Source organism: Streptomyces sp. NPDC001100, assembly GCF_053598575.1.
On the sequence record NZ_JBSFKO010000004.1, the window covers coordinates 83555 to 109721 of the forward strand.

General features: G+C 70.5%; 26 protein-coding genes. 19 read left to right on the forward strand and 7 right to left on the reverse strand.

Annotated features, from left to right (window positions below):
- The first annotated feature begins 24 nt into the window (after positions 1-24).
- From ACWDEW_RS06775 to ACWDEW_RS06795, 5 genes are all read left to right on the forward strand, one after another.
- Complete coding sequence (locus ACWDEW_RS06775) at positions 25-1023, forward strand: ABC transporter permease (protein ID WP_450510302.1); 999 nt, start codon at positions 25-27, stop codon at positions 1021-1023.
- A complete protein-coding gene (locus tag ACWDEW_RS06780; RefSeq protein ID WP_450510304.1) occupies positions 1020-2117 on the forward strand; it encodes an ABC transporter ATP-binding protein in 1098 nt (365 codons plus the stop codon). Before ACWDEW_RS06775 ends, ACWDEW_RS06780 begins: the two co-directional genes overlap by 4 nt.
- Positions 2114-3418 (forward strand): ABC transporter ATP-binding protein, encoded by a 1305-nt coding sequence (locus ACWDEW_RS06785; RefSeq protein WP_450510306.1) that lies wholly within the window; start codon positions 2114-2116, stop codon positions 3416-3418. Before ACWDEW_RS06780 ends, ACWDEW_RS06785 begins: the two co-directional genes overlap by 4 nt.
- A gap of 190 nt (positions 3419-3608) precedes the next feature.
- The gene (locus tag ACWDEW_RS06790) at positions 3609-5000 is read left to right on the forward strand and encodes a M1 family metallopeptidase (protein ID WP_450510308.1); all 1392 of its coding nucleotides are present in this window, start codon (positions 3609-3611) and stop codon (positions 4998-5000) included.
- A 23-nt stretch (positions 5001-5023) separates the two neighbouring features.
- Positions 5024-5695, forward strand: a complete 672-nt coding sequence (locus tag ACWDEW_RS06795) for a trimeric intracellular cation channel family protein (RefSeq protein ID WP_450510310.1) — start codon at positions 5024-5026, stop codon at positions 5693-5695.
- On the opposite strand, the gene ACWDEW_RS06800 is transcribed toward ACWDEW_RS06795, so the two are convergent.
- Positions 5589-6827, reverse strand: a complete 1239-nt coding sequence (locus ACWDEW_RS06800) for an alpha/beta hydrolase (RefSeq protein WP_450510312.1) — start codon at positions 6825-6827, stop codon at positions 5589-5591. The two genes, ACWDEW_RS06795 and ACWDEW_RS06800, sit on opposite strands and share 107 nt — an antisense overlap.
- A 151-nt stretch (positions 6828-6978) precedes the next feature.
- Between ACWDEW_RS06800 and ACWDEW_RS06805 the strand changes: the two genes are divergently transcribed.
- Positions 6979-7842 carry a thioesterase family protein gene (locus ACWDEW_RS06805; RefSeq protein ID WP_450510314.1) on the forward strand — a complete coding sequence of 288 codons (864 nt, stop codon included), beginning with the start codon at positions 6979-6981 and terminating at the stop codon, positions 7840-7842.
- 552 nt (positions 7843-8394) lie between these two features.
- Here the strand turns inward: ACWDEW_RS06805 and ACWDEW_RS06810 are convergent.
- The gene (locus tag ACWDEW_RS06810) at positions 8395-8982 is read right to left on the reverse strand and encodes a TIGR03086 family metal-binding protein (protein WP_450510316.1); all 588 of its coding nucleotides are present in this window, start codon (positions 8980-8982) and stop codon (positions 8395-8397) included.
- A 78-nt stretch (positions 8983-9060) separates the two neighbouring features.
- On the opposite strand from ACWDEW_RS06810, the gene ACWDEW_RS06815 reads away from it, so the two are divergent.
- Positions 9061-10017 (forward strand): helix-turn-helix transcriptional regulator, encoded by a 957-nt coding sequence (locus tag ACWDEW_RS06815; RefSeq protein ID WP_450510318.1) that lies wholly within the window; start codon positions 9061-9063, stop codon positions 10015-10017.
- A 161-nt stretch (positions 10018-10178) separates the two neighbouring features.
- Positions 10179-10541 carry a hypothetical protein gene (locus tag ACWDEW_RS06820; RefSeq protein WP_450510320.1) on the forward strand — a complete coding sequence of 121 codons (363 nt, stop codon included), beginning with the start codon at positions 10179-10181 and terminating at the stop codon, positions 10539-10541.
- Positions 10542-10619: 78 nt separating this feature from the next.
- Here ACWDEW_RS06820 and ACWDEW_RS06825 read toward each other — a convergent pair whose 3' ends face one another.
- Positions 10620-11252, reverse strand: coding sequence for a TetR family transcriptional regulator (locus tag ACWDEW_RS06825; protein WP_450510322.1), 633 nt, complete (start codon positions 11250-11252; stop codon positions 10620-10622).
- Positions 11253-11394: 142 nt separating this feature from the next.
- On the opposite strand from ACWDEW_RS06825, the gene ACWDEW_RS06830 reads away from it, so the two are divergent.
- From ACWDEW_RS06830 to ACWDEW_RS06840, 3 genes are read left to right on the forward strand one after another with little or no spacing between them, the layout of a single operon-like run.
- Complete coding sequence (locus tag ACWDEW_RS06830) at positions 11395-11562, forward strand: hypothetical protein (protein WP_019068631.1); 168 nt, start codon at positions 11395-11397, stop codon at positions 11560-11562.
- A gap of 44 nt (positions 11563-11606) precedes the next feature.
- Positions 11607-11891, forward strand: a complete 285-nt coding sequence (locus ACWDEW_RS06835; RefSeq protein ID WP_450510324.1) for a DUF4190 domain-containing protein — start codon at positions 11607-11609, stop codon at positions 11889-11891.
- A gap of 52 nt (positions 11892-11943) precedes the next feature.
- Positions 11944-13107 carry a cysteine desulfurase family protein gene (locus ACWDEW_RS06840; RefSeq protein WP_450510326.1) on the forward strand — a complete coding sequence of 388 codons (1164 nt, stop codon included), beginning with the start codon at positions 11944-11946 and terminating at the stop codon, positions 13105-13107.
- Between the two features lie 118 nt (positions 13108-13225).
- Here the strand turns inward: ACWDEW_RS06840 and ACWDEW_RS06845 are convergent, their stop codons facing one another.
- Both ACWDEW_RS06845 and ACWDEW_RS06850 read right to left on the reverse strand, forming a co-directional pair.
- Positions 13226-14791: a multicopper oxidase family protein gene (locus ACWDEW_RS06845; RefSeq protein ID WP_450510327.1), complete on the reverse strand. Its 1566-nt coding sequence runs from the start codon at positions 14789-14791 to the stop codon at positions 13226-13228.
- 213 nt (positions 14792-15004) lie between these two features.
- Positions 15005-15676: an N-acetylmuramoyl-L-alanine amidase gene (locus ACWDEW_RS06850; protein ID WP_450510329.1), complete on the reverse strand. Its 672-nt coding sequence runs from the start codon at positions 15674-15676 to the stop codon at positions 15005-15007.
- Between the two features lie 60 nt (positions 15677-15736).
- Here ACWDEW_RS06850 and mnmA point away from each other — a divergent pair, with 60 nt between their 5' ends.
- Positions 15737-16867 (forward strand): tRNA 2-thiouridine(34) synthase MnmA, encoded by a 1131-nt coding sequence (mnmA, locus tag ACWDEW_RS06855; RefSeq protein WP_450510331.1) that lies wholly within the window; start codon positions 15737-15739, stop codon positions 16865-16867.
- 24 nt (positions 16868-16891) lie between these two features.
- Here the strand turns inward: mnmA and ACWDEW_RS06860 are convergent, their stop codons facing one another.
- Both ACWDEW_RS06860 and ACWDEW_RS06865 read right to left on the reverse strand, forming a co-directional pair.
- Positions 16892-17671, reverse strand: a complete 780-nt coding sequence (locus tag ACWDEW_RS06860) for an alpha/beta fold hydrolase (RefSeq protein WP_450510333.1) — start codon at positions 17669-17671, stop codon at positions 16892-16894.
- Between the two features lie 37 nt (positions 17672-17708).
- On the reverse strand, positions 17709-18032 hold the full coding sequence (locus ACWDEW_RS06865; protein ID WP_450510334.1) for a DUF427 domain-containing protein: 324 nt from the start codon (positions 18030-18032) through the stop codon (positions 17709-17711).
- 51 nt (positions 18033-18083) lie between these two features.
- On the opposite strand from ACWDEW_RS06865, the gene ACWDEW_RS06870 reads away from it, so the two are divergent.
- The 7 genes from ACWDEW_RS06870 to gatC all read left to right on the forward strand — a co-directional run bounded on the left by ACWDEW_RS06870 (position 18084) and on the right by gatC (position 26164).
- Entirely contained in the window at positions 18084-18623 is a 540-nt protein-coding gene (locus ACWDEW_RS06870; RefSeq protein ID WP_450510336.1) for an LOG family protein, read from the forward strand.
- Between the two features lie 16 nt (positions 18624-18639).
- Positions 18640-19329, forward strand: coding sequence for an SDR family oxidoreductase (locus ACWDEW_RS06875; RefSeq protein WP_450510338.1), 690 nt, complete (start codon positions 18640-18642; stop codon positions 19327-19329).
- Positions 19326-19739: a hypothetical protein gene (locus ACWDEW_RS06880; protein WP_450510340.1), complete on the forward strand. Its 414-nt coding sequence runs from the start codon at positions 19326-19328 to the stop codon at positions 19737-19739. The genes ACWDEW_RS06875 and ACWDEW_RS06880 overlap by 4 nt, the downstream gene beginning before the upstream one ends.
- Positions 19740-19804: 65 nt before the next feature.
- A complete protein-coding gene (locus tag ACWDEW_RS06885) occupies positions 19805-20812 on the forward strand; it encodes a methionine synthase (protein ID WP_450510342.1) in 1008 nt (335 codons plus the stop codon).
- A gap of 15 nt (positions 20813-20827) precedes the next feature.
- Positions 20828-23020, forward strand: coding sequence for an NAD-dependent DNA ligase LigA (gene ligA / locus ACWDEW_RS06890; protein WP_450510343.1), 2193 nt, complete (start codon positions 20828-20830; stop codon positions 23018-23020).
- A 270-nt stretch (positions 23021-23290) separates the two neighbouring features.
- Positions 23291-25552, forward strand: coding sequence for a putative bifunctional diguanylate cyclase/phosphodiesterase (locus ACWDEW_RS06895; RefSeq protein ID WP_450510345.1), 2262 nt, complete (start codon positions 23291-23293; stop codon positions 25550-25552).
- Positions 25553-25867: 315 nt separating this feature from the next.
- The gene (gene gatC, locus ACWDEW_RS06900; protein ID WP_007384860.1) at positions 25868-26164 is read left to right on the forward strand and encodes an Asp-tRNA(Asn)/Glu-tRNA(Gln) amidotransferase subunit GatC; all 297 of its coding nucleotides are present in this window, start codon (positions 25868-25870) and stop codon (positions 26162-26164) included.
- The last annotated feature ends 3 nt before the right edge of the window (positions 26165-26167 follow it).

Consider the following 26167-nt stretch of genomic DNA (forward strand, 5'->3'; position numbering starts at 1 on the left):
GCGGTCCGCAGCGGGCCGAGAGCTGTGCTCGCTTACCTCATCAGGCGGTTGTTCGCCGCCGCAGTGATGCTCGTGGTCATCATCATGGTGGTCTTCGGCATCTTCTTCCTCGTCCCCAAGTGGGCGGGCGTCGACATCGCCTTGAGCTTTGTGGGCAAGCAGGCCGACCCCGCGGCCATCGAAGGCGTGCGGGAGAAGCTGGGTCTGGCCAGTCCCATCTACGTCCAGGTCTGGGACTTCTTCAAGGGCATCTTCGTCGGCCGTACCTACACCGGCGGCGGGGACACCATCCACTGCGCGGCCCCGTGCTTCGGGTACTCCTTCCGCAGCGAGCAGGCCATCTGGCCGGTGCTCACCGACCGCTTCCCGGTGACCCTGGGTCTCGCGCTCGGTGCCGCCGTGCTCTGGCTGATCTTCGGTGTCGCGGCGGGCGTCCTGTCCGCCCTCAAGCGCGGCAGCCTGTGGGACCGCGGTGCGATGCTCGTCGCGCTGTCGGGTGTCTCCCTCCCGATCTACTTCACCGGCATGATCGCCCTGTCGATCTTCGTCTTCGGGCTGAACTGGTTCGACGGGCAGTACGTGCCCCTGGACCAGAGCTTCACCGGCTGGCTCGGCGGGATGATCCTGCCGTGGATCACCCTGGCCTTCCTCTACGCGGCGATGTACGCCCGGATCACCCGCGCCACCATGCTGGAGATCCTCGGCGAGGACTACATCCGCACCGCCCGGGCGAAGGGCCTCACGGAGAAGGTCGTCATCGGCAAGCACGCCATGCGCTCGACGATGACCCCGATCCTGACCATGCTCGGCATGGACCTCGGTGCCCTCATCGGCGGCGCGATCCTCACCGAGACGGCGTTCAACCTGCCCGGCCTCGGCCAGGCGGTTCTCCAGGCCATCAAGAACCAGGACCTGCCCGTCATCCTGGGCGTCACCCTGATCACCTCCCTCGCGGTACTCGTCGCCAACCTCGTGGTGGACATCCTTTACGCCGTGATCGACCCCCGAGTGAGGCTCGCATGACCGACCTCAGCAAGACCGGAGCGGCCGTGGGCGAGCCCACCCCCGCCTCGCCGCCGCCGACCGCGTTCCTCGAAGTGCGCGACCTCAAGGTGCACTTCCCCACCGACGACGGCCTGGTCAAGTCCGTCGACGGGCTCTCCTTCCAGCTGGAGAAGGGCAAGACCCTCGGCATCGTGGGCGAGTCCGGCTCCGGCAAGTCGGTGACCTCGCTCGGCATCATGGGCCTGCACACCGCCGGCCAGTACGGCAAGCGCAAGGCGCAGATCTCCGGCGAGATCTGGCTGGACGGCACCGAGCTGCTGTCCGCCGACCCCGACCACGTGCGCAAGCTGCGCGGCCGTCAGATGTCGATGATCTTCCAGGACCCGCTCTCCGCGCTGCACCCGTACTACACGATCGGCGCGCAGATCGTGGAGGCGTACCGGATCCACCACGACGTCGACAAGAAGACCGCCAGGCGCCGCGCGGTCGAGATGCTCGACCGGGTGGGCATCCCGCAGCCGGACAAGCGGGTGGACAGCTACCCGCACGAGTTCTCCGGCGGTATGCGCCAGCGCGCGATGATCGCGATGTCGCTCGTCAACAACCCCGAGCTGCTGATCGCGGACGAGCCGACGACCGCCCTGGACGTGACCGTCCAGGCGCAGATCCTCGACCTCATCCGGGACCTGCAGAAGGAGTTCGGCTCCGCGGTCATCGTCATCACCCACGACCTGGGCGTCGTCGCCGAACTGGCCGACGACATCCTGGTGATGTACGGCGGCCGCTGCGTCGAGCGGGGACCGGCCGAGGACGTGTTCTACGAGCCCCGCCACCCCTACACCTGGGGCCTGCTCGGTTCGATGCCGCGGCTCGACCGTGAGCAGCAGGACCGCCTGATCCCGGTCAAGGGCTCCCCGCCCTCGCTGATCAACATCCCGTCCGGCTGCGCCTTCAACCCGCGCTGCCCGTACGCGGACCTCCCGAAGGACAACGTCACCCGCACCGTCCGCCCCGAGCTGGCCGAGGTCGGCACCCGGCACTGGGCCGCCTGCCACCTGGGCAAGGAACAGCGGGAGCGTATCTGGACCGAAGAGATTGCGCCGAAGCTGTGAGTGACGACGAGAAAGCGGTGACGATTCCCGCGCAGGCCGACGAGCCGAAGATCCAGGGCGGGACCCTCACCAAGGAGACCGCCCCCGGCGAGGTCCTGCTGAAGGTGACCGGGCTGCAGAAGCACTTCCCGATCAAGAAGGGTCTGCTGCAGCGGCAGGTCGGCGCCGTGCACGCGGTCGACGGCCTCGACTTCGAGGTCAGGTCCGGCGAGACGCTGGGCGTGGTCGGCGAGTCGGGCTGCGGCAAGTCGACGATGGGCCGGCTGATCACCCGGCTGCTGGAGCCGACCGGCGGAAAGATCGAGTTCGAGGGCAAGGACATCACGCACCTCGGTGTGAGCGGTATGCGTCCGCTGCGCCGCCATGTGCAGATGATCTTCCAGGACCCGTACTCGTCGCTGAACCCGCGCCACACCATCGGCACGATCGTCGGCGCTCCCTTCAAGCTCCAGGGCGTCGAGCCCGAGGGCGGCATCAAGAAGGAAGTGCAGCGGCTGCTGGAGGTGGTCGGTCTCAACCCCGAGCACTACAACCGCTATCCGCACGAGTTCTCCGGCGGTCAGCGCCAGCGCATCGGCATCGCCCGCGCGCTCGCCCTGAACCCGCGGCTGGTCGTGGCGGACGAGCCGGTCTCCGCGCTCGACGTGTCGATCCAGGCGCAGGTGGTGAACCTGCTGGACGACCTCCAGCAGGAGCTCGGCCTGACGTACGTGATCATCGCGCACGACCTCTCGGTGGTCCGGCACGTCTCGGACCGGATCGCGGTCATGTACCTCGGCAAGATCGTCGAGCTGGCCGACCGTGAGCTGCTGTACAAGGCGCCGATGCACCCGTACACCAAGGCGCTGATGTCGGCGGTGCCGATCCCGGACCCGCGGCGCAAGAACGCGAAGAGCGACCGCATCCTGCTCCAGGGCGACGTACCCTCGCCGATCTCACCGCCGAGCGGCTGCCGTTTCCACACCCGGTGCTGGAAGGCGACGCAGATCTGCACGACGACCGAGCCGCCGCTCCTTCAGCTGGTGCCCGGCCAGCAGGTCGCCTGTCACCACCCGGAGAACTTCGCGGACCAGGCCCCGCAGGACACGGTCCTGCTGACGGTCGCGAAGGAGGCCGAGAAGCTGCTCGGCGAGACGGCGCTGCAGGAGTCGGCGGAGACGTCGGCCGCGGTGGCGGCCACGCTCGCCGAGGAGACGGCCGAGTCCGCGGAAGCCGCCGAGCCCGCTGCGGAACCTGCCGAGCCCGCTGCCGAGTCCGTCGGCCCGACCGAGCCGGAAGCCGGCCCCGGCGAGGCGAAGTAGGCGGCAACTGGCCATCCGTACGCCCCCGTTGACCGATCCCGGTCACCGGGGGCGTTCGCATGCCGCGGTCGGTCAGGGTCAACTACTCTGTGACGCATGACAAGTTGGTAAAGTCATGCCCATGACATGTGCAGTGAGGGCAGAGTCGAGCGTGTCCGACTGATCGGAAACGCACCCGAAGGGACGACTCATGGCACTCTCCCGTTCGGCACGTCTGGGGGCCCTCGCTACCGCGGCGGCCTCTTTTCTTGTCATAGCCGCCTCCTCCGCCCCCACCCCCGGCGCCGACGGCATCGGTGACAGCTACTTCCCCCAGCTGGGCAACGGCGGCTTCGACGCCCGGCACTACGCCCTCGACGTGGCCTACAACCCCGACACCGACCGCCTCGACGGCCGTACGACCCTCACTGCCCGCGCCACCCAGAACCTCTCCTCCTTCGACCTGGACCTGCAGAAGCTGGAGGTCACCAAGGTCGAAGTGAACGGCAGACGGGCCCAGTTCACCCGCACCGGCGACGAACTGCGCATCACGCCCAAGGACTTCCTCCGCAAGGGCAAGGACTTCACGGTCGCCGTCACCTACGGCGGTGTGCCCGAACCCCTCAACGGTCCCATCGTGTTCGGCTCCGACTACGGCTGGATGAAGACCGCCGACGGAGTCTTCGTCGCCTGTGAACCCAACGCCGCCTCCACCTGGTTCCCGTCCAGCGACCACCCGTCCGACAAGGCGACCTACGACATCCGCATCAAGGCCCCCAAGGGTCTGACCGGAGTCTCCAACGGCCGTCTCGTCTCGACGTACGACAAGGGCGACTCGACGTACGCCCACTGGCGCGAGAGCAAGCCGATGGCGACCTATCTCGCCACCGCCACCATCGGGAAGTTCGACGTCAAGACGGGGACGACCCCCGGCGGCACCCCGATCTACGTCGCCATCGACCCGGTCCTCGCCAACAGCAACAGCGTCGACGTGTACGCCGTGACGGCCGCCGCCACCGACTACTGGTCGCAGGTCTTCGGGCCGTACCCCTTCGAGGAGACCGGCGCGATCGTCGACGACATGCCGGAGGCGGGGTTCTCGCTGGAGGTGCAGAGCAAGCCCGCCTACTCGGCCGTGCGCAGCGAGACGACGATCGTGCACGAGCTGGCCCACCAGTGGTTCGGCGACTCGGTGTCGGTCGCGCACTGGAAGGACATCTGGCTCAACGAGGGCTTCGCGACCTACGCCCAGTGGCTGTGGGCCGAGCACCAGGGCACCCGCACCGCGCACGACTCGTTCCTGGCCGGCTACAACTCCCGCCCCGCCGAGAGTGCCTTCTGGCAGACCGTCGTGGCCGATCCGCAGCGCGACACGATGTTCGCGTCCGCGGTCTACCAGCGCGGCGCGATGACCCTCCAGATGCTCCGCGAACGCATCGGCGACACCGCGTTCTTCAAGCTCCTGCCGACCTGGACGAAGCTGCACCGCTACGGCAACGCGAGCACCGAGCAGTTCATCGCGCTCGCCGAGAAGATCAGTGGCCGGCAGCTGGACGACCTGTTCCAGACCTGGCTCTACACACCGGGCAAGCCCACCCTGTGACGGCCCTCGGGTAACAATGTGGGGTGCTCCAGCAACTGTTCAGCCCCTCCGTCCAGCACACGCTCGACCTCGTCGGCATCTTCGTGTTCGCCATCTCCGGCGCGCTGCTGGCCGTCCGCAAGAACTTCGACGTGTTCGGCATCGCCGTGCTCGCCGAGGTCACCGCGCTGGGCGGAGGGCTGTTCAGGGACCTCATGATCGGGGCGGTGCCGCCGGCCGCCTTCACGGACCTGGGGTACTTCATCACCCCGCTCTTCGCGGCGCTCCTCGTCTTCTTCCTCCATCCGCACGTGGAGCGCATCCAGGCCGGCGTCAACGTCTTCGACGCGGCCGGCCTCGGCCTGTTCTGCGTTTCGGGCACGGTGAAGGCGTACGACTACGGGCTGAGCCTCACCTCCTCGGCCGCCCTGGGCCTTGCCACCGCCGTCGGCGGCGGTGTGCTGCGGGACGTGCTGGCCAACGAGACCCCGTCCCTGCTCCGCTGGGACCGCGACCTGTACGCGGTCCCGGCGATCGTCGGCGCCACCATCTCCGTGCTGTGCATCCACTACGACGCGCTGACCCCGCTCACCAGCGGACTCGCGATCGTCACCGCTTTCGTGCTGCGCCTGCTCGCGATGCGGTTCCACTGGCGAGCTCCGCGTGCGTGGAACCGCCGGTCGAATGCCCGAGAGGATCCGACCCCGACTTCGTGATCCTGGGGTGGTTCTGGCCCAGCTCCAGGGTCAGCCAGCGGAACACCGTCTTCACCTGGGGCCGCCACAGCGCCATGGTGTGCCCGCCGTCGCTGCGCGGCAGGAACACCACGTGCACGCTCGTCGGCGCCTTCGCGATCTGTTCGAGGGCCACGCCCGCCTGGTAGCCGTCGCCGGACTCGCCGGACAGGTACATCGCGATCGGTGGCGGTGTGGCCGCCTTCTTGAGCAGCAGGTAGGGGTTGTTCGCCTCGCGCAGGGCCACGCTCTGCGCGGCCAGCGAATTGCGTTCGCCGATCGGGTCGTTGTAGCCGGACATGCTCACCGCGGCCTGGTAGCGGTCGGGGTGGGCGACGGCGAGCTTGACCGCGCAGTGCGCGCCGGCCGAGTAGCCGGCGACCCCCCAGCCCTTGGGCGCGGGCTGGGCGCGGAAGTTGTCCGTGACCATCTTCGGCACGTCGACGCTGAGCCAGGTGTCGGCGTTGACCGTGCCGGGGATGTTGGCGCACCCGGTGTCGACGCCGGCCAGCAGGTTGTAGCGCGGCGCGACCAGGATGAAGGGCGCGATCCGCCCGCTCTTCATCAGCGGCTCCAGCTGCTGGGTCACGTGCATCGACCCGAACCACGCCTTGGCGGAGCCGGGCCAGCCCGGCAGCAGCTCCACGACGGGGAACTTCTTGTGGCGGTACGCGGCTTCCTTGTACTGCGGCGGGGTCCAGACGTAGACCTCGGCGTTCACACCCGACACCCGGCCCTTGAGCTGGGTGACCTCCACCTGGCCGGCGGAGCTCATGCCGGGACCGGTGGCGGGGGAGAAGTCCTGCTTGACCTTGGGCAGCCGGTTCAGCGAGATGTCGCCGGTGCCGTTCTTGCCGAGGTTCGCGGCCTGCTGGACGTGGTTGCCGGTGCCGAGCAGGTCGGCCCAGTTGTCGTAGAGGTTGTTCTCGTTGTTGACCATGACGAAGACCAGGGTGACTGCCGTGGCCTGCGCGAACAGCAGCATCAGGGCCCGTGCCGCCATGCGTACGACCTTGGGGCCGCGCATCCGCGACCACAGCACGAGCGGCAGTATGAGGGCGACGATCGTCAGCACGACGGCGGTGTAGAGGAACGGAGTCCCGGTGAGGCTCATGTCCCCAAAGAGGGGGATCACGGGCCGCGGGTCACGGACGAGTGCGGACACTTACCAAGAAATTGCCGGGGCCTCACCCGACCGGCGGTAGTTTCATATGCCCGCAACACCAAAGCTACCGCTTAGTAATTTCCTCTTGTACGGTTCATTCATGCCAGAAGCAGCTTCCGCACCGGCGGCCACGCGGGCCGTGATCGGTGACAGCGAGTTCGACCGCGACACGGCGGTCACCCGTCGCGCCCCGGGCGTCTACGACATCGACCTCTCGGCCGGCTGGACGATCATCAACGCCGTCAACGGCGGCTATCTCCTCGCCGTCCTCGGCCGCGCCCTCGCGGACGCCCTCCCGCACGGCGACCCGTTCACGATCTCCGCGCACTACCTGACCGCGTCCCAGCCGGGCCCCGCGGTCGTCCGCACGGACGTGGTCCGCACCGGCCGCACCCTCTCGACGGGCCAGGCGTCCCTCCTCCAGTACGACGACGAGGGCCGCGAGGTCGAACGCATCCGCGTCCTGGCCTCCTACGGAGACCTGGACGCGCTCCCGGACGACGTCCGTACGGCGGCGAAACCGCCCGCGTTCCCGCCCATGGACCAGTGCTTCGGCCCGGAGGACGGTCCCGCGCCGGTCGACGGCAGCTCGGCCATCACCGACCGCCTGATGCTCAAGCTCGACCCCGCCACCCTCGGCTGGGCCCTGGGCGCGCCCTCCGGCAAGGGCGAGATGCGCTCCTGGTTCGGCCTCGCGGACGGCCGCGACGCGGACCCGTTCTCCCTGCTCCTGGCAGTGGACGCGCTTCCCCCGACGGCCTTCGAGATCGGCCTCAAGGGCTGGGTCCCCACCGTCGAACTCACGGTCCACGTCCGCTCCCGCCCGGCGCCGGGCCCGTTGCGGGTGTCGATCACCACCCGCAACCTGGCCGGCGGCTTCCTGGAGGAGGACGCCGAGGTCTGGGACAGCGCGGACCGACTGGTGGCGCAGTCACGGCAGTTGGCGAGGGCGAGGCTGGGCTGACGAGCTCCCGTTCCGGGAGGGGGCGCCAACTCCGGGCGGGCGTCGGCTGCTTCGGGGTGGCGGGAGTGGACCGCGTGAGTTCCGGGGCCGCATTCGGCCCGAGGTTGTCGCAGGGCGGTCGGTGATGCGCCATGGCGGTCGGCCGGGCCCGAGTCGGGCTCGGCCGGCCCTGCGCGGGCCCGCCCCCAACTGCCTTTAGACGTCGGGCCCTTCGGGCGCACGGCGCCGGGGGCCGGGCGCCCTGGCGCCGGATGTCTCGGGCTTGCGCCGGTCGTCGGGCGGACCGGCCGGTTCCGGGGCGAGCCCGAAGGGGCGGCCGATGACTCGCCGGGCCCCAGGCACGCGTCGCGATCTCCGTGACGTCGTATGCGATCCGCTGCCGCCCTCGATCGACCCGCCACCCGGCCCGCGCCGGACTTGGCCGATCGGCCTTTTCTCCGGGCCGGGCCCCGACTGCCGGTGGGAGTCGGCTCCTTCCGGCGCCGGGTGTGTCGGGGACCTGCGCCGGGCGTCGGCCGGACTCGGCCGGTTCCGGACCTGCCCGCGCCCGACTCAGCCGACCGGCTTCCGTCCCAGCCAGGCCGCCAACCGGCCGTAGGCGTCCGCCTTTTCGGGTGTCGGCTGTGCCGTGTCGAAGGGGGTGTCCGCGTCCCGCTGCTCGTCCGGCAGGACGCGGCGGGCGATGGTGAGGGCGAACTCGGCGAGTTCCGGGTCGAGTCCGAGGGGGTGGCCCAGCGCCTCGGAGAGGTCCCAGGTGTGGGTGACGTTCTCCATGAGGTAACCGGAGAGGGCCGCACGGCCCGGTGCCTCGCCCCACGGGACCCGCACCGGCGCGTCCAGCCGGGCGTCGTCCGCCCAGGCCCTGAGGACCCGGACGCGGGCCTCGTCGTACGCGGCCGGCCAGCCCTCGTCGGCGACTCCGTCCACGAAGGGGTGTACGGCCATGCCGTCGCCGCCCTCGCCGATCGTCGCGATGCGCAGGGTGCCGCCGACGAGGTGGCTCAGCAGGGTCCTTACGTCGAACTCCGTGCAGGGGGTGGGACCGGCCAGCTGCTCCGGCCGTACCGTTCCGATCAGCGCGGCGGCCTGCTCGGTGGCGCGGGTGTAGAGGGGGCGGGGGTCCGTGGTGTCTGTGTTCATGGCGCCGATGCTGGACCCATAACCTGACAGATTCCGTCAACATTTGCGTCGGCTTTCCGGGCGGCGGATCCTGGGCGCGTGAAGGCCGACCGACTCCTCTCCATCCTGCTGCTCCTGCAGACCCGGGGCCGCGTCCCCGCGCACGAACTCGCGGACCGGCTGGAGGTGTCGGTGCGGACCATCTACCGGGACGTCGAGGCGCTGTCCGCCTCCGGGGTGCCGGTGTACGCCGAGCGCGGGCGGCACGGCGGCATCGAGCTGCTCGCCGGGTTCCGTACGGACGTCACGGGACTGACCGCCGACGAGTCGCGCGCCCTGTTCATCCTGGCCGCGCAGGGCGCCCACGCGGCGCTCGGCCTCGACGCCGCTCTCGGTTCCGCGCTGCGCAAGGTGATGGCCGCGCTGCCGGCGCCGTACCGCCCGGCCGCCGAGGTGACCTCCCGGCGCATCCTCGTCGACGCCACCCGCTGGAAGGGCGGGCCCCAACCCGCCGTGGATCTGGACGTGTTGCAGGACGCGGTCTTCGCCGACCGGCGGCTGCGGCTGCGCTACCGGCACAGCGGCGCGAAGGAGCCGAGCACCTACACCGTCGATCCCTACGGCCTGGTCTCCAAGGCGGGCGTCTGGTACCTGGTCGCCGACCGCCGCGCGAAACCCCGCCTCTTCCGCGCCGACCGGGTCCACTCGGCCACCCTCCTGCCCGACCCGGTCCAGCGCCGCCCGGGCGTCGAACTCGCCGACGCCTGGGAGGAGTTGCGCCGCCAGGTCGAGGAACGCCCCGGCGGACTCGACGTCACCGTCCGGGTCCGCCGCTCCCGCCTCGACATGTTCCTGCGCCTCAACGCCTCCTCGCTGGCCGAACTCCCGGACGACGAGGGGGAGAACGAGTGGGTGACGGTCCGGCTGACCTACGGCGTCGTCCGCGAGGCGCGTCAACTGCTCCAGTTCGCCGACGCGTTGGAGGTCGTATCACCGCCCGAGGCGCGCGCGGAAGTGGCCGCGGCGGCTGCTTCTGTCACGGAGCTGTACCAGTGAGTAGGCGGGCCGTCCTCGTGAACTCACAGGTCAGGGCGTTCATTTGGGCTGCGCTTTACTCGGCGCACAGGGTGGGGACAGGGCGCCGACAAGGAAGCCCTAAGGGGCGTTGATTGAGTTCCCGCCACAAGGCATCCTCATCGTTTTTGGAGCTGTTTCTCATGAAGCGTGCGCGTCTCCTCCCCGCAGTGGTCCTGCTGGCGCTCTCGCCCCTGGCCCTCGCGGCCTGCGGGTCGAGCGACTCCTCGTCGTCCTCCGGCAGCGCCAACTCCGGCTCCACGCAGTCCTGTTCCGCACCGACCGGCAACGCCACGGCACGGCCCAGCGGTGCCCCGTCCGGCGCCCCCTCCGGTGCGCCCACGGGCGCCGCGGCCTCGGGCCGGCCGACGGGCATGCCCACCGGCAACGCCTCCGGCATGCCTTCCGGCGGTCCCGGTGGCGGCGGCCAGGGCGGCGGCCCCGGCGGCGGGTGCGGCGGAGGCCCGGGCGGTGGCCAGATGAGCGGGGCCCCGCAGCAGGGCTGACCGCGCTCCGCACGACAGGGGCGGCGCACCCGTGCACCGGGAGCGCCGCCCCTGTCGTATGTCCGCGGCCGGTACCGCTCAGCCGAGCCAGTGCCGGCGGCCCACGCTGATCAACCGCATCTGGCGGGTGGCCAGTTGGGTCACCCGCTCGCGTTCGTGCTCGTCGTCGGAGGTCTCCCGCGCCTCCATGAAGAGCGAGGCCGTGATGAGCATCTGGTCGACGTAGAGGTGGGCCAGCATCAGCAGGTCGGAGTCGTTCCAGCCGCTCGACTCCGGGTCCTTGGCGAGTTCGGCCTTCACCTCCTCGGCGAACCGGGCGAGTTGGTCCCGGATGGCCTCCCGCACCGGCTGCACCCCGCCATGGCGTTCGCGCGCGAGGAAGCGTACGTGGGCCGGGTAGGTGTCCACGTGGTCGGCGATCAATCGGACGGCGCGCACGATGCGTTGGTCGCTGTCCTCCGCCGTCGCCACCGTCTGCCGGATCATCGGATGCAGACTGCCGAGCGCCTCCTCGACGAGCGCCACCCCGAGGTCGGCCGTGGAACGGAAGTGCCGGTAGAAGGCGGTCGGGGCGACGCCCACGGCCCGGGTGACCTCGCGCAGGCCCAGGCTGCTCAGGCTCTGCTCCTCCAGCAGCCCCAACGCGGCGTCCAGCAACGCCTGTCGGGTCTTCTGCTTCTGTACCTGCCGGATGCCGAGGGTGTGACTCATGTCATCCAGTTAACAACTGTTCTCCGGAATTGAAAAGCCGTCGGAGACGCTAGACTCAAAGTCAGTGAACAAGTGTTACTACAACCGTTCACCGAAACGTAACGAGAGTCTTCGCAAGCCGTCTCGGAGGGGGATTCATCCCATGCTGGTCCTCGTCGCAGCGCTCCTGCTGTTCGGCGTCGTGATGGGCACCGTGGCCCACGCGTCGTTCGCCTTCACCGCCGTCGCCGCCACCGTCATCGCCGTATGGCTGGGCATCTTCGCGCTCCGCGAGCGGCACGGCCGCCGCGGCCGTACGTCCGCCAACTGACCGCCCGACCGTCCGCCCACCCGATCCTCGGGAGCCGAACCACCATGCAACTCACCGCACCGGCAACCAGCAGCAGCACCGACTTCAAGGCCACCGGCCGCCGTGACGCGGACGGCATGGCCGTCGCGTCCTTCATCCTCGGCCTCGTCGGCCTGCTCGTCCTCAACGTCTTCCTCGGCCCGATCGCCATCGCCCTGGCCGGCGCGGCCCTCTGGCGCGGCACCACCCGCCGCGGCCGGGCCCTCCTCGGCCTCGGTCTCGGCATCGCCGATCTGCTGGTCCTCGTCGCCTTCATGCAGCTCGACAGCACGGTCTCCTGGAGCTTCTAGCCCTGCCCGCCCCTTCGGGGTGCCCGCCGGGGACCGTAGAATCGGCGGCACCATGGCATACCTCGACCACGCCGCGACCACCCCGATGCTTCCCGAGGCAGTCGAGGCGATGACGGCCCACCTGAGCATCACGGGCAACGCCTCCTCCCTCCACGCTTCCGGCCGCAAGGCCCGCCGTACGGTCGAAGAGTCCCGGGAGACCCTCGCCGAAGCGCTCGGCGCCCGCCCCAGCGAGGTGGTGTTCACCTCCGGCGGCACCGAGGCCGACAACCTCGCGGTGAAGGGCCTGTACTGGTCCCGCCGCGACGCCGACCCGGCCCGCACCCGGGTACTGGCCAGCCCCGTCGAGCACCACGCCGTCCTGGACGCCGTCCACTGGCTGGGCGAGCACGAGGGCGCCACCGTCGAGTACCTCCCGGTCGACTCCTACGGCCGTGTCCACCCCGAGGTGCTGCGCGAGGCGATCGCCCGCAACCCCGACGACGTCGCCCTGGCCACCGTGATGTGGGCCAACAACGAGATCGGTACGGTCCTGCCGGTCCGTGAACTCGCCGACGTGGCCCAGGAGTTCGGCGTCCCGCTGCACGCCGACGCGGTGCAGGCCTTCGGCCAGGTCCCGGTCGACTTCGCCGCCTCGGGCCTCGCCGCGATGACGGTCTCCGGCCACAAGATCGGCGGACCGTACGGCATCGGCGCCCTGCTGCTGGGCCGTGAGTACACCCCCGTACCCGTCCTGCACGGCGGCGGCCAGGAACGCCACGTCCGCTCCGGCACCCTCGACGTCCCCGCGGTCGCCTCCTTCGCGGTCGCCGGGCGCCTCGCCGCGCAGCAGCGCGAGTGGTTCGCCCACGAGATCGGCGCCCTCCGCGACAACCTCGTCACGGCCGTCCGTACGGCGGTCCCGGACGCGATCCTCGGCGGGGACCCGCTGAACCGGCTGCCGGCCAACGCCCACTTCACGTTCCCCGGCTGCGAGGGCGACTCCCTGCTGCTCCTGCTGGACGCCCAGGGCATCGAGTGCTCCACCGGCTCGGCCTGCACCGCGGGCGTCGCCCAGCCCAGCCATGTCCTGCTCGCCACCGGCACCGACCCGGACCTGGCCCGCGGCACCCTGCGCTTCTCGCTGGGCCACACCTCCACGGAGGCCGACGTCGAGGCCGTGGCGAAGGCGATCGCCCCGGCGGTGGAACGGGCCCGCGCCGCCGGGCTGACCTGAGCCGACCCGTGCACGCGAAGAACCGGGGAGAGTCCGCCGACTCTCCCCGGTCCGAGGTGTCCGGCGTCCACGGGGGGAGGCCGGCGCGCGACACCGGGGAACCGTGCTCCCCGCGGAACTAGGAGTCCGTGACCATGAGGCCGGCCATCATGCCCTCGTCCTCGTGCTGCAGCAGATGGCAGTGGAGCATGTACATGTAGGTGGAGTCGGAGAAGTCGGTGAACTCCATGGCGATCTTGATCGAACCACCGCCGACCACCTCGTAGGTGTCGTACCAGCCGAGCTGGACCCCGGTGGGATCCTCGCCGTTGATGGAGATCAGCTGATACGGCACGTCGTGCAGGTGGAACGAGTGCTCCAGCTGGGTGGAGTTCTGGATCGTCCAGATCTCCTTGGAGCCGACCGTCGTACTGATCATCGCCATCCCGGCCATGGTCGTGCCCGCCGACCCGTTGATCAGCATGGTGGCGCCGTTCTGGCCCAGGGTGATCGTCCGGGCGGTGAAGTCGCTCGTGTCGTAGCGGTCGATGGTGTTGAGGGTGCTGGGCAGGTCGGACGGGGTGTCGGAGCCGCTGGCGGTGATCGCGAGGAAGTCGTACGTGCCGCTGCCGCCGCGGATCCAGCCGGTGGTGATCACGGCCTGGAGCGTGGCGTCAGCGGTGAGGTCCATGACGAACTCGGCGCGGGCGCCGGCCACCAGGCGGATCGTGGTCACGTCCGTGGCCTCGGTCAGATAGCCCTGGTCGGTGGTGATCTGGGTGAGGGTGCCGCCGTCGCTGCGCTGGATGGTGATGATGTCGGACGGTGAGGCGTTCAGGGCACGGAACCGGGTCCGCGTCTTGGTGGCGGTGAATCCGAGCGTGGTGGAGTCCACGTTGGTCCCGTTGACCAGGAGGGGGAACGTGGTGGTGCTCAGCCGGTAACCGGCCGCGTCGTACTTGATGTCGCCGGAGGTGTCCACGGCGAGCGACTGGAAGATCAGCGGGACGTCGTCGACTCCGTAGTCGCTGGGCAGCGCGGTGGACGCGTCTGTGGAGTCCTCGACGATGATCATCCCGGCCAGGCCGTGCACGGCCTGCTTGGCGGTGGTGCCCAGGGCGTGCGGGTGGTACCAGAGCGTGGTGGCCGGGTCCTTGACCGTGAACGTGGGGGACCAGGTCTCGCCGTCGGCGAACGCGACCTGCGGGCCGCCGTCCATCTTCGCGGGCACGTGGGCGCCGTGGAAGTGGACCGTCGTGTCCTCGCCGATGTCGTTGGTGATGTTGAGGAGGACCACGTCGCCGTTGGTCCACTTCATGGTCGGGCCCAGGAAGTCCTGGTTGTAGCCCATCGTGCTGCTGGTGACGCCCGAGATCACCTCGTGGGTGCCGGTCTTGGCCTCCAGCGTGAAGGTGGTGGTGCCGTCGGAGGTGGTGCCCTCCAGCAGGTCCGGGATGGTGAGGGTGGTGTCCGCCGCGGACGCCTTGTTCTTCGCCGCGTCGTTCAGCAGGGAGAAGGCACCTCCGGCGGCGGCCACCGCCGCGATGCCGGCCCCGGCCATCCCGCCGAGGAACTTGCGCCGGTGCACCCCCTTGCCGCGGGCCGCACCGCCCTTGCTGTGCTCGCGCTTCTCGGCCGTGGACTTGCGGTGGTTGCCCTTGCTGTCGCTGCTTGCTTCGGACGCGGGCTCACTGGTGTGTGTCATGGCGCCAGAGATTTGACCTAAGGCCTGTGTAAAAACTGGGTGGTAGTTAGCAGTGGGCAGGGCAGTCTGTGAAACGTGAGGTCACACGATCTCCTCACAACTCACCTGACGCGTAAAGCGAGTTGGCGTAGCCCAGGTCACATCACGAGCGGGGGACGCATCGGACACCGCCGTGACTGAACCGACTCATAGCCAAGACGAGTGTGACCCGGATCACGCCTGTGTCCGGTGTGCCCGCCTTACGAGTGCCATGTACCGGTCCCAGTCCCAGTACCGCCCGGGGTCCGTGTGATCGGTCCCCGGCACCTCCACGTGCCCGATGACGTGCTTCCGGTCGATCGGGATTCCGTAGCGCCGGCATATCCCGGCCGTCAGCCGCGCGGAGGACGCGTACATCGCGTCGGTGAACGACGAGGCCTCCTCCACGAAGCCTTCGTGCTCGATGCCGACGCTGCGTTCGTTGTACTCCCGGTTGCCCGCGTGGAAGGCCACGTCCAGCTCGCGGATCATCTGCGTGATGTGCCCGTCCTTGCGCACGATGTAGTGCGCCGCCGCCCCGTGCGCGGGGTCCTGGAAGACCTTCACCGCGCTGCGGAAACCGCCCTGGGTGACATGGACGACCACCGTGTCTATCCCGTAGTCGTCCGGCCGGTCCGCCCGCCGGTAGTTCGCCGGGGACGCCGACACCCACTGCGCGCCCCGGAAGTCCACCGCGCCCGCCACCCGCGGCTTCTCCACCCCGGGCAGCCGCCACCACAGCCGCGCCAGCTCGTCCCGCGCCAGCGCCGCCGACCCCACGGCGGCCACGGCACCGCCGATCAGCAGCGCCCGCCGGCCCGTGACCCCTCGCGCGGTCCCCGTGTGCCCGCCCTGTGTCTCCCCCATGCGATCTTCAACGGATACTCGCGGGTCCCGGTTCCCGGCGACCCGTACCCTGGAAGGGTTATGACTGAGACCTCGCAGTGCCCCCGCCCCCTTCGCGTACTCGCCGCCATGTCCGGCGGCGTGGACTCCGCCGTCGCCGCCGCACGTGCCGCCGAAGCCGGCCACGACGTGACCGGCGTCCACCTCGCGCTCTCCGCGAACCCGCAATCGTTCCGCACGGGCGCGCGTGGCTGTTGCACCATCGAGGACTCACGGGACGCCCGCCGCGCCGCCGACGTCATCGGCATCCCGTTCTACGTCTGGGACCTCGCCGATCGCTTCCGCGAGGACGTCGTCGAGGACTTCGTCGCCGAGTACGAGGCCGGCCGCACCCCGAACCCCTGCCTGCGCTGCAACGAGAAGATCAAGTTCGCCGCACTCCTCGACAAGGCCCTCGCGCTCGGCTTCGACGCGGTCTGCACCGGCCACTACGCCCAGGTGATCGTGAACGAGGACGGCACCCGCGAACTGCACCGCGCCTCCGACATGGCCAAGGACCAGTCCTACGTCCTCGGCGTCCTGGACGAGCGGCAGTTGGCACACGCCCTCTTCCCGCTCGGCGACACGGTGACCACGAAGGACGAGATCCGCGCGGAGGCCGAGCGCCGCGGTCTCGCCGTCGCCAAGAAGCCCGACTCGCACGACATCTGCTTCATCGCCGACGGCGACACCCAGGGCTTCCTCGCGAACCGCCTGGGCAAGGCCGAGGGCGACATCGTCGACGAGTCCGGCACGGTCGTCGGCTCCCACGAGGGCGCGTACGGCTTCACCATCGGCCAGCGCAAGGGCCTGCGCATCGGCACCCCGGCCGCCGACGGCAAGCCGCGCTACGTCCTCGACATCTCCCCGGTCGACAACACGGTGACGGTCGGCCCGGCCGCCTCCCTGGACGTCAGCGGCCTCACCGCCGTCAAGCCGCGCTGGTGCGGCACGGCCCCCACCGGCCCCGGCACCTACACCGCCCAGCTCCGCGCCCACGGCGGCGAGACCGAGGTCACCGCCGAACTCGTCGACGGCACCCTGGAGGTGACGTTCACGGAGCCGGTACGGGGCGTGGCTCCCGGGCAGGCGATCGTGCTGTACGACGACACGCGCGTGGTGGGGTCGGCGACGATCGCGACGACCACGCGCGCGGCGACGGCGATGGCGTGACCCTTCGGGGAGTCGTCCCGTGGGTCAGCGCGAGAAGAACTCCGTGAGCAGCGGCGCCAGGGCGGCCGGGTCCACCATGTGGGTCTGGCCGTCCAGGGTGCGATACGTCCCCTCCGGCGCCGCGTCCGCCACCGCCCGCGCGGCCTGACGCATCCACTCGGCGCTCGCGCCGCCCGCGATCGTCAGCACCGGGACGGACAGGGACGCCAGCCGCTCGGTCGGCACCAGACCGTCGCCCATGGCCGCGTCGTCGTAGGCGAGCGTCGGGGCGACGGCCTCCATGCCGGGCCACATGGGGGAGCGGCGGGCGCCCTCGATCATTTCCGGGGGTGCGCCGGTGAGCGCCATGAACAGCTCGACGGCGTCGCCGTCGCGGCCCTCGGCGAGCAGTTTCGTCAGCCGCCCCGTGTACTCGGCGCGCTCCTTGGCACCCGCCGCGTCGAGGGCGAACGGCGGCTCGTAGAGCGCGACTCGGGTGACGGGCAGGCCGCTCGCCACCGCGTGCAGGACGAGTGCACCGCCCGACGAGTGGCCGTAGAGGGCCGCGCTGCCGCCCACGGCGTCGATCAGCGCCGCGAGGTCCTCGACCTCCCGGGCCACCGCGAAGGGCGCCGTGTCGCCGCTGGAGCCCCGGCCGCGGCGGTCGTACGGGACCGCCCCGAACCGGTGCGCGAGCTGCGCGGCGAGCGGCAGCAGGCCGTCGCCCGTCGTCATCGCGCCACCGACCAGGACGACGGGCGGGCCCGCTCCGATGCGTTCGTACGCGATGGCGGTGCCGTCGCGCGAAACAGTCTTCTTGTCCATACCGGTGAAGACTGCCGGAGAGGGTGCGACTAATCGGTCACAACACTTCTACTTCGTAGAAGCAGAGGTGGTCCTTGATCGGCGCCACGTCGGGCTTGGGGTCGGGGTACGCCCACACCAGGTCGGTCGCGTCCGGAAGCGACCAGTAGGAGGCGTCGCCCTTGAAGGGGCAGTGGGTGTGGGTCTCGGAGGGGGTCAGGAGGTCGAGGCGTACGTCCTCCGGGGGGAGGTAGTAGCGCACGGGACAGCCGGTCTCCTTCAGGACGAGGGGGCGGTCGCTCTCCGCCAGCACCTGGTCGCCGTGGACGACGCGTACCCGCCGGTCGCCCTGCTCGATCGTGATCGTGTGTCCGTCAGCCATACCGGAAGAGCACTCGCGGGCCCCTGGTTCTTCCCGCGTACGGTGACGGACATGAAGATCTGTGTCTTTCTCTCCGCCGCCGACCTGGACGAGCGCTACACGTGCCCCGCGCGGGAGTTCGCCGAACTGCTCGGCAAGGGCGGGCACACGCTCGTGTGGGGCGGCTCCGACGTCGGGCTGATGAAGGTGGTCGCGGACGGCGTACAGGCCGCCGGCGGACGGCTGGTGGGCGTCTCGGTGGACTTCCTGGCGGCGAAGGCGCGGGCGGGCGCCGACGAGATGGTGATCGCGGCCGACCTCGCCGAACGCAAGAGACTGCTCCTGGAGAAGGCCGACGCCGTGGTGATCATGGTGGGCGGCACCGGGACGCTGGACGAGGCCACGGAGATCCTGGAGCTGAAGAAGCACGGCCACACCGACAAGCCGGTGGTGCTGCTGAACACGGCGGGCTTCTACGACGGCCTGAAGACCCAGTTCCGGCGCATGGAGGACGAGGGGTTCCTGCCCGTCCCGCTCACCGACCTGGTGTTCTTCGCGGAGGAGCCGGTCGGGGCGCTGGCCTACCTGGAGGAGAGCCAGGGCATCGAGTGATGCGAGCATGGCGGGCATGGCTACACATGTGATCACCGGGGCCGGTTCCGGCATCGGCGCGGCCGTCGCCCGCCGTCTGCACGCGCGCGGGGACGACCTCGTGCTCCACGCGCGCGACGCGGGCCGCGCGAAGGAACTGGCGGCGGAGTACCCCGGGGCAAGCACCCTGGTGGGCGACCTCGCGGACCCGGACCGGCTCAGCTGGGCGTTCTCCCACCAGAGCCTGCCCGACCGGGTGGACACGCTCCTGCACATCGCCGGAGTGGTCGACCTGGGCCCGGTGGTCGACCTGACCCCGAAGACCTGGCACCACCAGCTCAACGTCAACCTGGTCGCGCCCGCCGAGCTGACCCGCCACTTCCTGCCCCAACTCCGCGCGGCCCGCGGCCACGTGCTCTTCGTCAACTCCGGCGCGGGACTGCGGGCGAGCGCCGACTGGTCCGCGTACGCCGCCTCCAAGCACGGCCTGAAGGCCCTGGCGGACTCCCTCCGCCACGAGGAACACCCCAACGGCGTCCGCGTCACCTCGGTCTACCCCGGCCGCACCGCCAGCCCCATGCAGGCCAAGGTCCACCAGCAGGAGGGCAAGGACTACGACCCCGCCCAGTGGATCGACCCCGAGTCCGTCGCCACGACGATCCTCATGGCGATCGACCTGCCGGCGGACGCGGAGGCCAACGACCTGACGGTGCGGCCGGGAAGGTGACCAGGAAGGCGACCGGGCCGGAGCGATCGCGCGGGGCGAGCGGTGCGGAGGTCCGTGGCTGGCTCGACGACGTGTGGGGGCGCACGGAGGCCGCGGTGGTCCTCGAAGGCGGCGACAACGGCGGGCCGCTCGCCGAACGCGGCCTGATCGGTGAGGTGTTCGACGCCGAGGGACTCGCGGAGCTGCGCGCTCTCACCACGACCGGCACGTTCACGGACGACATCTGCCGCTGCTTCGGCAGCGTGACCCTCGGTCTGCTCGACACCGAGGGCGAGTTCATCGGGAGCGGCAGCGTGCACGGCCTGACGGACGTCGCCTGGGAGCGCGGCCGGTTCGAGAACAACCTGGAGGTCGCGGATCCGGAGGGGCTGGCCGTGTTCCTGGAGCGGCACAGGGTCCGGATGCCCTGAACCGCTCGTCGGATACCTGCGGCACCCCGGAATCCGCCTCGCCGCCTGCGGCTTACCCTTCCGGGGTGAGCAACAACAGCCAGTTCAGCTTCGGCCCCGCCACCGGTATCGGATCCCTGCCCGGCAGCGACGCCCGGGAGGCCGCGAAGACCGCGACCGGGGCCTTCGAGGACTTTCCGTTTCTGCCCGAGCTGCCCGCGCGGGGGCCCGGTGCGGACATGATCGGGCGGACCATCGGGCTGCTCGTCGAGGTGTACGCGCGCGTGGAGCCCAGTGGTTGGCGGATCGGGGACCGGCCGGGGCGGGACACCAAGCGGGCGTGGGCGTGGCTGGGGGAGGACCTCGACGCGTTCGAGGAGTTCACGCAGGGGTACGAGGGGCCGCTCAAGGTGCAGGCCGTGGGGCCCTGGACGCTCGCCGCCAACCTGGAGTTGAGGAACGGCGAGGCCGTCCTCTCCGACCTCGGAGCCTGCCGCGACCTCGCCGGCTCGCTCGCCGAGGGGCTGCGCAACCACGTCGCCGAGGTCCAACGCCGCGTCCCGGGCGCGCAGATCGTGCTTCAGTTCGACGAGCCGTCCCTCATCGGTGTGCTGCGCGGACAGGTCAGGTCCGCCAGCGGCTACCGCACCTACCGCGCCGTCGACCGCCAACTCGTCGAGGCCACGCTCCGCGAGGTCGTCGGGGTGCACACGAACGGCCCGGCCGTCGTGCACTCCTGCGCACCGGACGTGCCGTTCGCGCTGCTGCGCCGGGCGGGCGCGGCCGGGGTCTCCTTCGACTTCTCGCTCCTCACCGAGCGTGACGACGACGTGATCGGCGAGGCGGTCGAGGCCGGCACCCGGCTCTTCGCCGGTGTCGTGCCGGGCACGGACAGCGCATTGTCAGACCCTGCCGGTAGCGTCATGGGTGTCAGAACGCTGTGGCGCAGGCTGGGGCTGCGACCGGGACTGCTCGCGGAGGCGGTCACCATCACCCCGGCGTGCGGACTCGCGGGGGCTTCCCCCGAGTACGCGCGCAAGGCTCTCGCCCACTGCGTCCGGGCGGCGAGATCCCTCGCGGACAACCCTGAGTGACGGAAGGACGACACGGTGGCCGGCGACAAGGAAGCGGAGACGGCGGTGCCCGCAGAGGCACGGGAGAAGCACGCGCAGCTCGCTGAGCAGATCGAGGAGCACCGCTTCCGTTACTACGTGAACGACGCCCCGGTCGTCAGCGACGCCGAGTTCGACAAACTCCTGCGCACCCTGGAGGCGTTGGAGGAGGAGTACCCCGAGCTTCGCACGCCTGACTCCCCGACGCAGAAGGTCGCGGGGGCGTACGAGACGGAGTTCACCTCCGTCGTCCACCGCTCCCGCATGCTCTCCCTGGACAACGCCTTCGAGGACCTGGAACTGGCGGCCTGGGCCGAGCGCGTCCACAAGGACGTCGGTGCCTCCGACCACCACTTCCTGTGCGAGCTGAAGGTCGACGGCCTCGCCGTCAACCTGACGTACGAGCACGGCCGCCTCACGCGCGCGGCGACCCGCGGCGACGGCCGTACGGGCGAGGACATCACGCCCAACGTCCGGACGATCGCCGAGATCCCGGACCGGCTGACCGGCGACCGTGTGCCCGACCTCGTGGAGATCCGCGGCGAGGTCTACTTCCCGATGGAGAAGTTCGAGGAGCTCAACGCCCGCCTGGTCGAGGCCGGCGACAAGCCCTTCGCCAACCCCCGTAACGCGGCGGCCGGTTCACTCCGCCAGAAGGACCCGCGCGTCACCGCCGGCCGCCCCCTGCACATGGTCGTGCACGGCATCGGCGCCCTGGAGGGCTTCGACCCCCTCACCCGCCTCTCCGAGGCCTACGACCTCCTCAAGACCTGGGGCCTGCCCACCTCCCCGCACAACAGGGTGGTCGACGACCTCGACGGCGTACGGGAGTTCATCCGGTACTACGGCGAGAACCGCCACTCCGTCGCGCACGAGATCGACGGCGTGGTCGTCAAGCTCGACGAGATCCCGCTCCAGGGACGCCTCGGCTCCACCTCCCGCGCCCCGCGCTGGGCGATCGCGTGGAAGTACGCGCCCGAGGAGGTCAACACCAAACTCGTCAACATCCGTGTGGGCGTGGGCCGTACGGGCCGGGTCACGCCGTACGCCCAGGTCGAGCCGGTGACGGTGGCGGGCTCGGAGGTCGAGTTCGCGACGCTGCACAACCAGGAGGTCGTCAAGGCCAAGGGCGTCCTCATCGGCGACACGGTGGTGCTGCGCAAGGCCGGTGACGTCATCCCGGAGATCCTCGGCCCGGTCGCCGATCTGCGCGACGGCAGCGAGCGGGAGTTCGTGATGCCCGCCGAGTGCCCCGAGTGCGGGACGCCGCTGCGGCCGATGAAGGAGGGCGACATCGACCTCCGCTGCCCCAACGCCCGCACCTGCCCTGCCCAGTTGAGGGAGCGGCTCTTCTACCTCGCGGGCCGCAAGGCGCTGGACATCGACCACTTCGGCTATGTGTCGGCGGCGGCCCTCACCAAGCCGCTTGAGCCCGCGGAGCCGCCGCTGAAGGACGAGGGCGACCTGTTCGGCCTCACCATCGAGCAGCTGCTGCCCATCAAGGCGTACGTCCTCGACCAGGACAGCGGGCTGCCCAAGCGCGACCCGAAGACCGGCGAGGAGAAGATCGCGACGGTCTTCGCCAACCAGCAGGGCGAGCCGAAGAAGAACGCGCTGGCGATGCTGGAGACCATCGCGGCGGCCAAGGACAGCCCGCTCGCCCGCATTCTCACCGGCCTGTCGATCCGTCATGTCGGCCCGGTCGCAGCCGAGGCGCTGGCCCGCGAGTTCCGCTCGATCGAGCGTATCGAGCAGGCCACCGAGGAGGAGTTGGCGAACACCGACGGCGTCGGCCCGATCATCGCCGCCTCCCTCAAGGAGTGGTTCGCCGAGGACTGGCACCAGGAGATCCTCCGCAAGTGGCGGGCCGCCGGGGTCCGGATGGAGGAGGAGGGTTCCGGCGAGGACGAGGGCCCGCGTCCGCTCGAAGGGCTGACGGTCGTCGTGACCGGCACACTCGAACACTTCACGCGGGACGGGGCCAAGGACGCGTTGCAAAGCCGGGGAGCGAAAGTGACCGGTTCTGTTTCGAAGAAGACGTCTTTCGTCGTCGTAGGTGACAATCCTGGTTCCAAGTACGACAAGGCGATGCAGGTCAAGGTGCCGGTTCTGAACGAGGACGGCTTCACCGTTCTGCTGGAACAGGGCCCCGAGGCGGCCGCCGAAGTCGCGCTTCCGGTCGAGGAGTAGCGAGGAGCAGCGGTTGAAGGCCACCCGATCGGCGCATACCAGATGCATACGGGTGGCCGGGTCGCATTCGGGCAACCGTCTACGACCGCTGCCCGTGGAAGCCTTCTGCGGCCTACTGTTGAGGTGTGCACCTGCCGTGCCCAGCTGCGGTTGGGGCAACCCCCTGCTCTTGGTGAGCAAGGGGAAGGGTTTTCCAAACGCGGTACCGGTGATGGAAGTCGGGCACCGGACCGCGTGGCGTGGGCACCGCCGGCTGTGAGAGGGACGGGAATGGAACCGACCGAGAGCGCCCCCCCGGACTCACTCCTGCGCCGGCTCACCGGCGCCTGGCGGGAGAGCCGTTGGGGAGCGCGCCCCGTGGAGCGTCCGGGCAGCACCCAGCCGCGCGCCACCGGACAGTACTCCACACCGGACGCGCGCCACGACGCACCGCTCTCCGCCACCCACGCCTCCCCACTGCCGGGCGGCGAGACCGGACGCCATCTGAACTGGCCCGCGCTGCCCACGGCGGTGGTGGCCGCGGCCGGCTTCGTCCTGGGCGCAGGCTTCTTCCGGGCGTTCACCGGCGACCACGCGCTCTTCCCGTTCGGCACCGTCGGCTGGTCGCTGGCCGTCCTCACCGGCATCATCGTCGGCCACCTGGTCGCCCTCGGCCGCGCCCGCTGGTGGGGCGGCACCGGCTCGGGCGCCGCCCTCACCCTCGGCGTCCTGCTGCTCTACGGCTGGGTCGCCGCCGGCATGGTCAGCCTCACCGTCGTCGTCCTGGTCGGCATAGCCAGGCGCAACCGCTGGCGCCAGGGCGTGCTGCACGGCGCGGTCGACATCCTCGGCATAGCCGCCGGAGCGCTCGTCCTCGGTGCCTTCGGCCGGGTGCCGTCCGTCGAGAAGCCCTGGAACCCGGACACCTGGACGGTCTACACCGCCCCCGAAGTCGTCCTGGTCGCCCTCGCCTATCTCGCCGTGACCCGCACCCTGCTCTGGTACCTGCACGCCCCGCGCCACGGCGGACTGCCCACCGTCGCCCGCACCGCCCTGATCAGGCAGGGCCTTGTCGCGGTCGCCCTGCTCGGCATCGCCCCGCTGATCTGTGTGGTCGCGGTCGCCCAGCCGGTCCTGCTGCCCCTCTTCTCGATCCCGCTCATCGCCCTCGACTCCACCCTGTGGATGGCCCGCGCCAGGGCCGAGGAGCAGCTGCGCGATCCACTGACCGGGCTGCCCAACCGGCAGTGGCTCCTGGAGCGCATCTGGACCGCCCTGGACGACGCCGAACGCATCGGCGCCAAGGCCGCGCTCATGCTGATCGACCTCGACCGCTTCCGGTCGGTCAACGACACTCTCGGTCATCTGGCCGGTGACCGGCTGCTGTTGCAGATAGCCGACCGGCTGCGGGTGGCGCTGCCGCGCGGGGCGGAGGCCGCGCGGCTCGGCGGCGACGAGTTCGCCGTACTGCTGCCCGTCGCCGACTCCACCACGTCCGCGACCCGGGTCGCCCGCAACCTCGTCGCCGCGCTCAGCTCCCCGCTCGACCTCGACGGGCTCACCCTCGTCCTGGAGGCCAGCGCGGGCGTCGCCGTCTTCCCCGACCACGCCCTCGACGCCGAGGGACTGCTGCGCCGGGCGGACGTCGCGATGTACCAGGCGAAGCGGGACCGTACGGGCGTGGAGGTCTACGAGTCCAAGCGGGACTCCAACACCCCCGACCGGCTCGGCCTCCTCGGCGATCTGCGCCGCGCCCTCGACGCGCACGAGGTGCAGGTCCACTACCAGCCCAAGGTCCGCTTCGACGGCCAGGTCGCGGGACTTGAGGCGCTGGTGCGGTGGGTGCATCCGGAGCGCGGGAAGGTGCCGCCGGACGAGTTCATAGCGATCGCCGAGTCGTCCGGGCTGATGCCCCATCTCACCGAGTACGTGCTCGACACGGCCCTCGCCCAGGTCGCCAGATGGCGGGCCCAGGGCCTGTTCGTGCCGGTCGCGGTGAACGTCTCCCCGCGCGATGTGCACACCCCCGGATTCGCGGGCTCGGTCGCCGCGCGCCTCGCCCGGCACGGCGTCCCGGCGGGATCCCTCCAGCTGGAGATAACCGAACACGTCCTCCTGGAGGACCCCCAGCGCGCCGCCGACACGCTCAACGGCCTGACCGGCCACGGCGTCAAGATGTCCCTCGACGACTTCGGCACCGGCTACTCGTCCCTCGTGCATCTGCGGCGGCTCCCCGTCAGCGAGTTGAAGATCGACCGGTCGTTCGTGGCGCGGCTCGCGGTGGACACGGAGGACGCGGAGATCGTGCGGTGCACGGTGGACCTGGCGCACTCGCTCGGGCTTCTCGTCGTCGCGGAGGGCGTCGAGGACGACGAGACGTGGGAGCGGTTGCGGGACCTGGGCTGCGACGCCGTACAGGGGTGGCTGGTCGCCGCGGCGATGCCTCCGGAGGACATGACGGCGTGGTTGCTGGCGCGGGGGTCCCGGGGGTGGCAGCGGCCGCGGGCCGCGCTGCCTGCGGCGGCTGCGGATGATCCGGGGCGGCTTGGCTGACTGGTTGCGCCCATGGGGGAGGGGCTCCTGTGGATTTGCGGCTGCGGCTCCGCTGTGGCTGGTCGCGCAGTTCCCCGCGCCCCTGACAACGCAGCCCTCGTTGTGAAGTGGACGGCCGGCAGCCCTGGGCGCGCCCAGGCGGCGGAGCCGCACATCGACACAGCCCCGCGCCCCTGAGGGGTCGCCCCGACCCTGCTGTGAAGTGGACGATCACCAGTCCTCGGTGAGGCCTCACCGAAACCGTTTAACGGCTACGGCCCCCCGCCCCATAGGATTGGCCCCAAACCACACACACTCACCCCAGAGGAACGCTGCATGCCTGGCATCACGCGCGAGGAGGTCGCCCACCTCGCCCGGCTGGCGCGTCTGGAGCTGAAGCCCGAAGAGCTCGAACACTTCGCGGGACAGCTGGACGACATCATCGGCGCGGTCGCCCGCGTCAGCGAGGTCGCCGACCAAGACGTACCGCCGACCTCTCACCCGCTGCCGCTGACGAACGTCATGCGCGCGGACGAGGTCCGTCCCTCGCTCACCCCCGAGCAGGCGCTCTCCGGCGCCCCGGCCCAGGAGCAGCAGCGTTTCAAGGTGCCGCAGATCCTGGGGGAGGACTAATCA

Coding starts and splice junctions, on each gene's coding strand:
- ACWDEW_RS06825 (WP_450510322.1), bottom strand. CDS start 11,252: ATGAGTCACACCCTCGGCATCCGGCAGGTACAGAAGCAGAAGACCCGA.
- ACWDEW_RS06845 (WP_450510327.1), bottom strand. CDS start 14,791: ATGACACACACCAGTGAGCCCGCGTCCGAAGCAAGCAGCGACAGCAAG.
- ACWDEW_RS06800 (WP_450510312.1), bottom strand. CDS start 6,827: ATGAGCCTCACCGGGACTCCGTTCCTCTACACCGCCGTCGTGCTGACG.
- ACWDEW_RS06805 (WP_450510314.1), top strand. CDS start 6,979: ATGCCAGAAGCAGCTTCCGCACCGGCGGCCACGCGGGCCGTGATCGGT.
- ACWDEW_RS06790 (WP_450510308.1), top strand. CDS start 3,609: ATGGCACTCTCCCGTTCGGCACGTCTGGGGGCCCTCGCTACCGCGGCG.
- ACWDEW_RS06820 (WP_450510320.1), top strand. CDS start 10,179: ATGAAGCGTGCGCGTCTCCTCCCCGCAGTGGTCCTGCTGGCGCTCTCG.
- ACWDEW_RS06810 (WP_450510316.1), bottom strand. CDS start 8,982: ATGAACACAGACACCACGGACCCCCGCCCCCTCTACACCCGCGCCACC.
- ACWDEW_RS06870 (WP_450510336.1), top strand. CDS start 18,084: ATGAAGATCTGTGTCTTTCTCTCCGCCGCCGACCTGGACGAGCGCTAC.
- ACWDEW_RS06875 (WP_450510338.1), top strand. CDS start 18,640: ATGGCTACACATGTGATCACCGGGGCCGGTTCCGGCATCGGCGCGGCC.
- gatC (WP_007384860.1), top strand. CDS start 25,868: ATGCCTGGCATCACGCGCGAGGAGGTCGCCCACCTCGCCCGGCTGGCG.
- ACWDEW_RS06895 (WP_450510345.1), top strand. CDS start 23,291: ATGGAACCGACCGAGAGCGCCCCCCCGGACTCACTCCTGCGCCGGCTC.
- ACWDEW_RS06780 (WP_450510304.1), top strand. CDS start 1,020: ATGACCGACCTCAGCAAGACCGGAGCGGCCGTGGGCGAGCCCACCCCC.
- mnmA (WP_450510331.1), top strand. CDS start 15,737: ATGACTGAGACCTCGCAGTGCCCCCGCCCCCTTCGCGTACTCGCCGCC.
- ACWDEW_RS06865 (WP_450510334.1), bottom strand. CDS start 18,032: ATGGCTGACGGACACACGATCACGATCGAGCAGGGCGACCGGCGGGTA.
- ACWDEW_RS06860 (WP_450510333.1), bottom strand. CDS start 17,671: ATGGACAAGAAGACTGTTTCGCGCGACGGCACCGCCATCGCGTACGAA.
- ACWDEW_RS06830 (WP_019068631.1), top strand. CDS start 11,395: ATGCTGGTCCTCGTCGCAGCGCTCCTGCTGTTCGGCGTCGTGATGGGC.
- ACWDEW_RS06840 (WP_450510326.1), top strand. CDS start 11,944: ATGGCATACCTCGACCACGCCGCGACCACCCCGATGCTTCCCGAGGCA.
- ACWDEW_RS06835 (WP_450510324.1), top strand. CDS start 11,607: ATGCAACTCACCGCACCGGCAACCAGCAGCAGCACCGACTTCAAGGCC.
- ACWDEW_RS06850 (WP_450510329.1), bottom strand. CDS start 15,676: ATGGGGGAGACACAGGGCGGGCACACGGGGACCGCGCGAGGGGTCACG.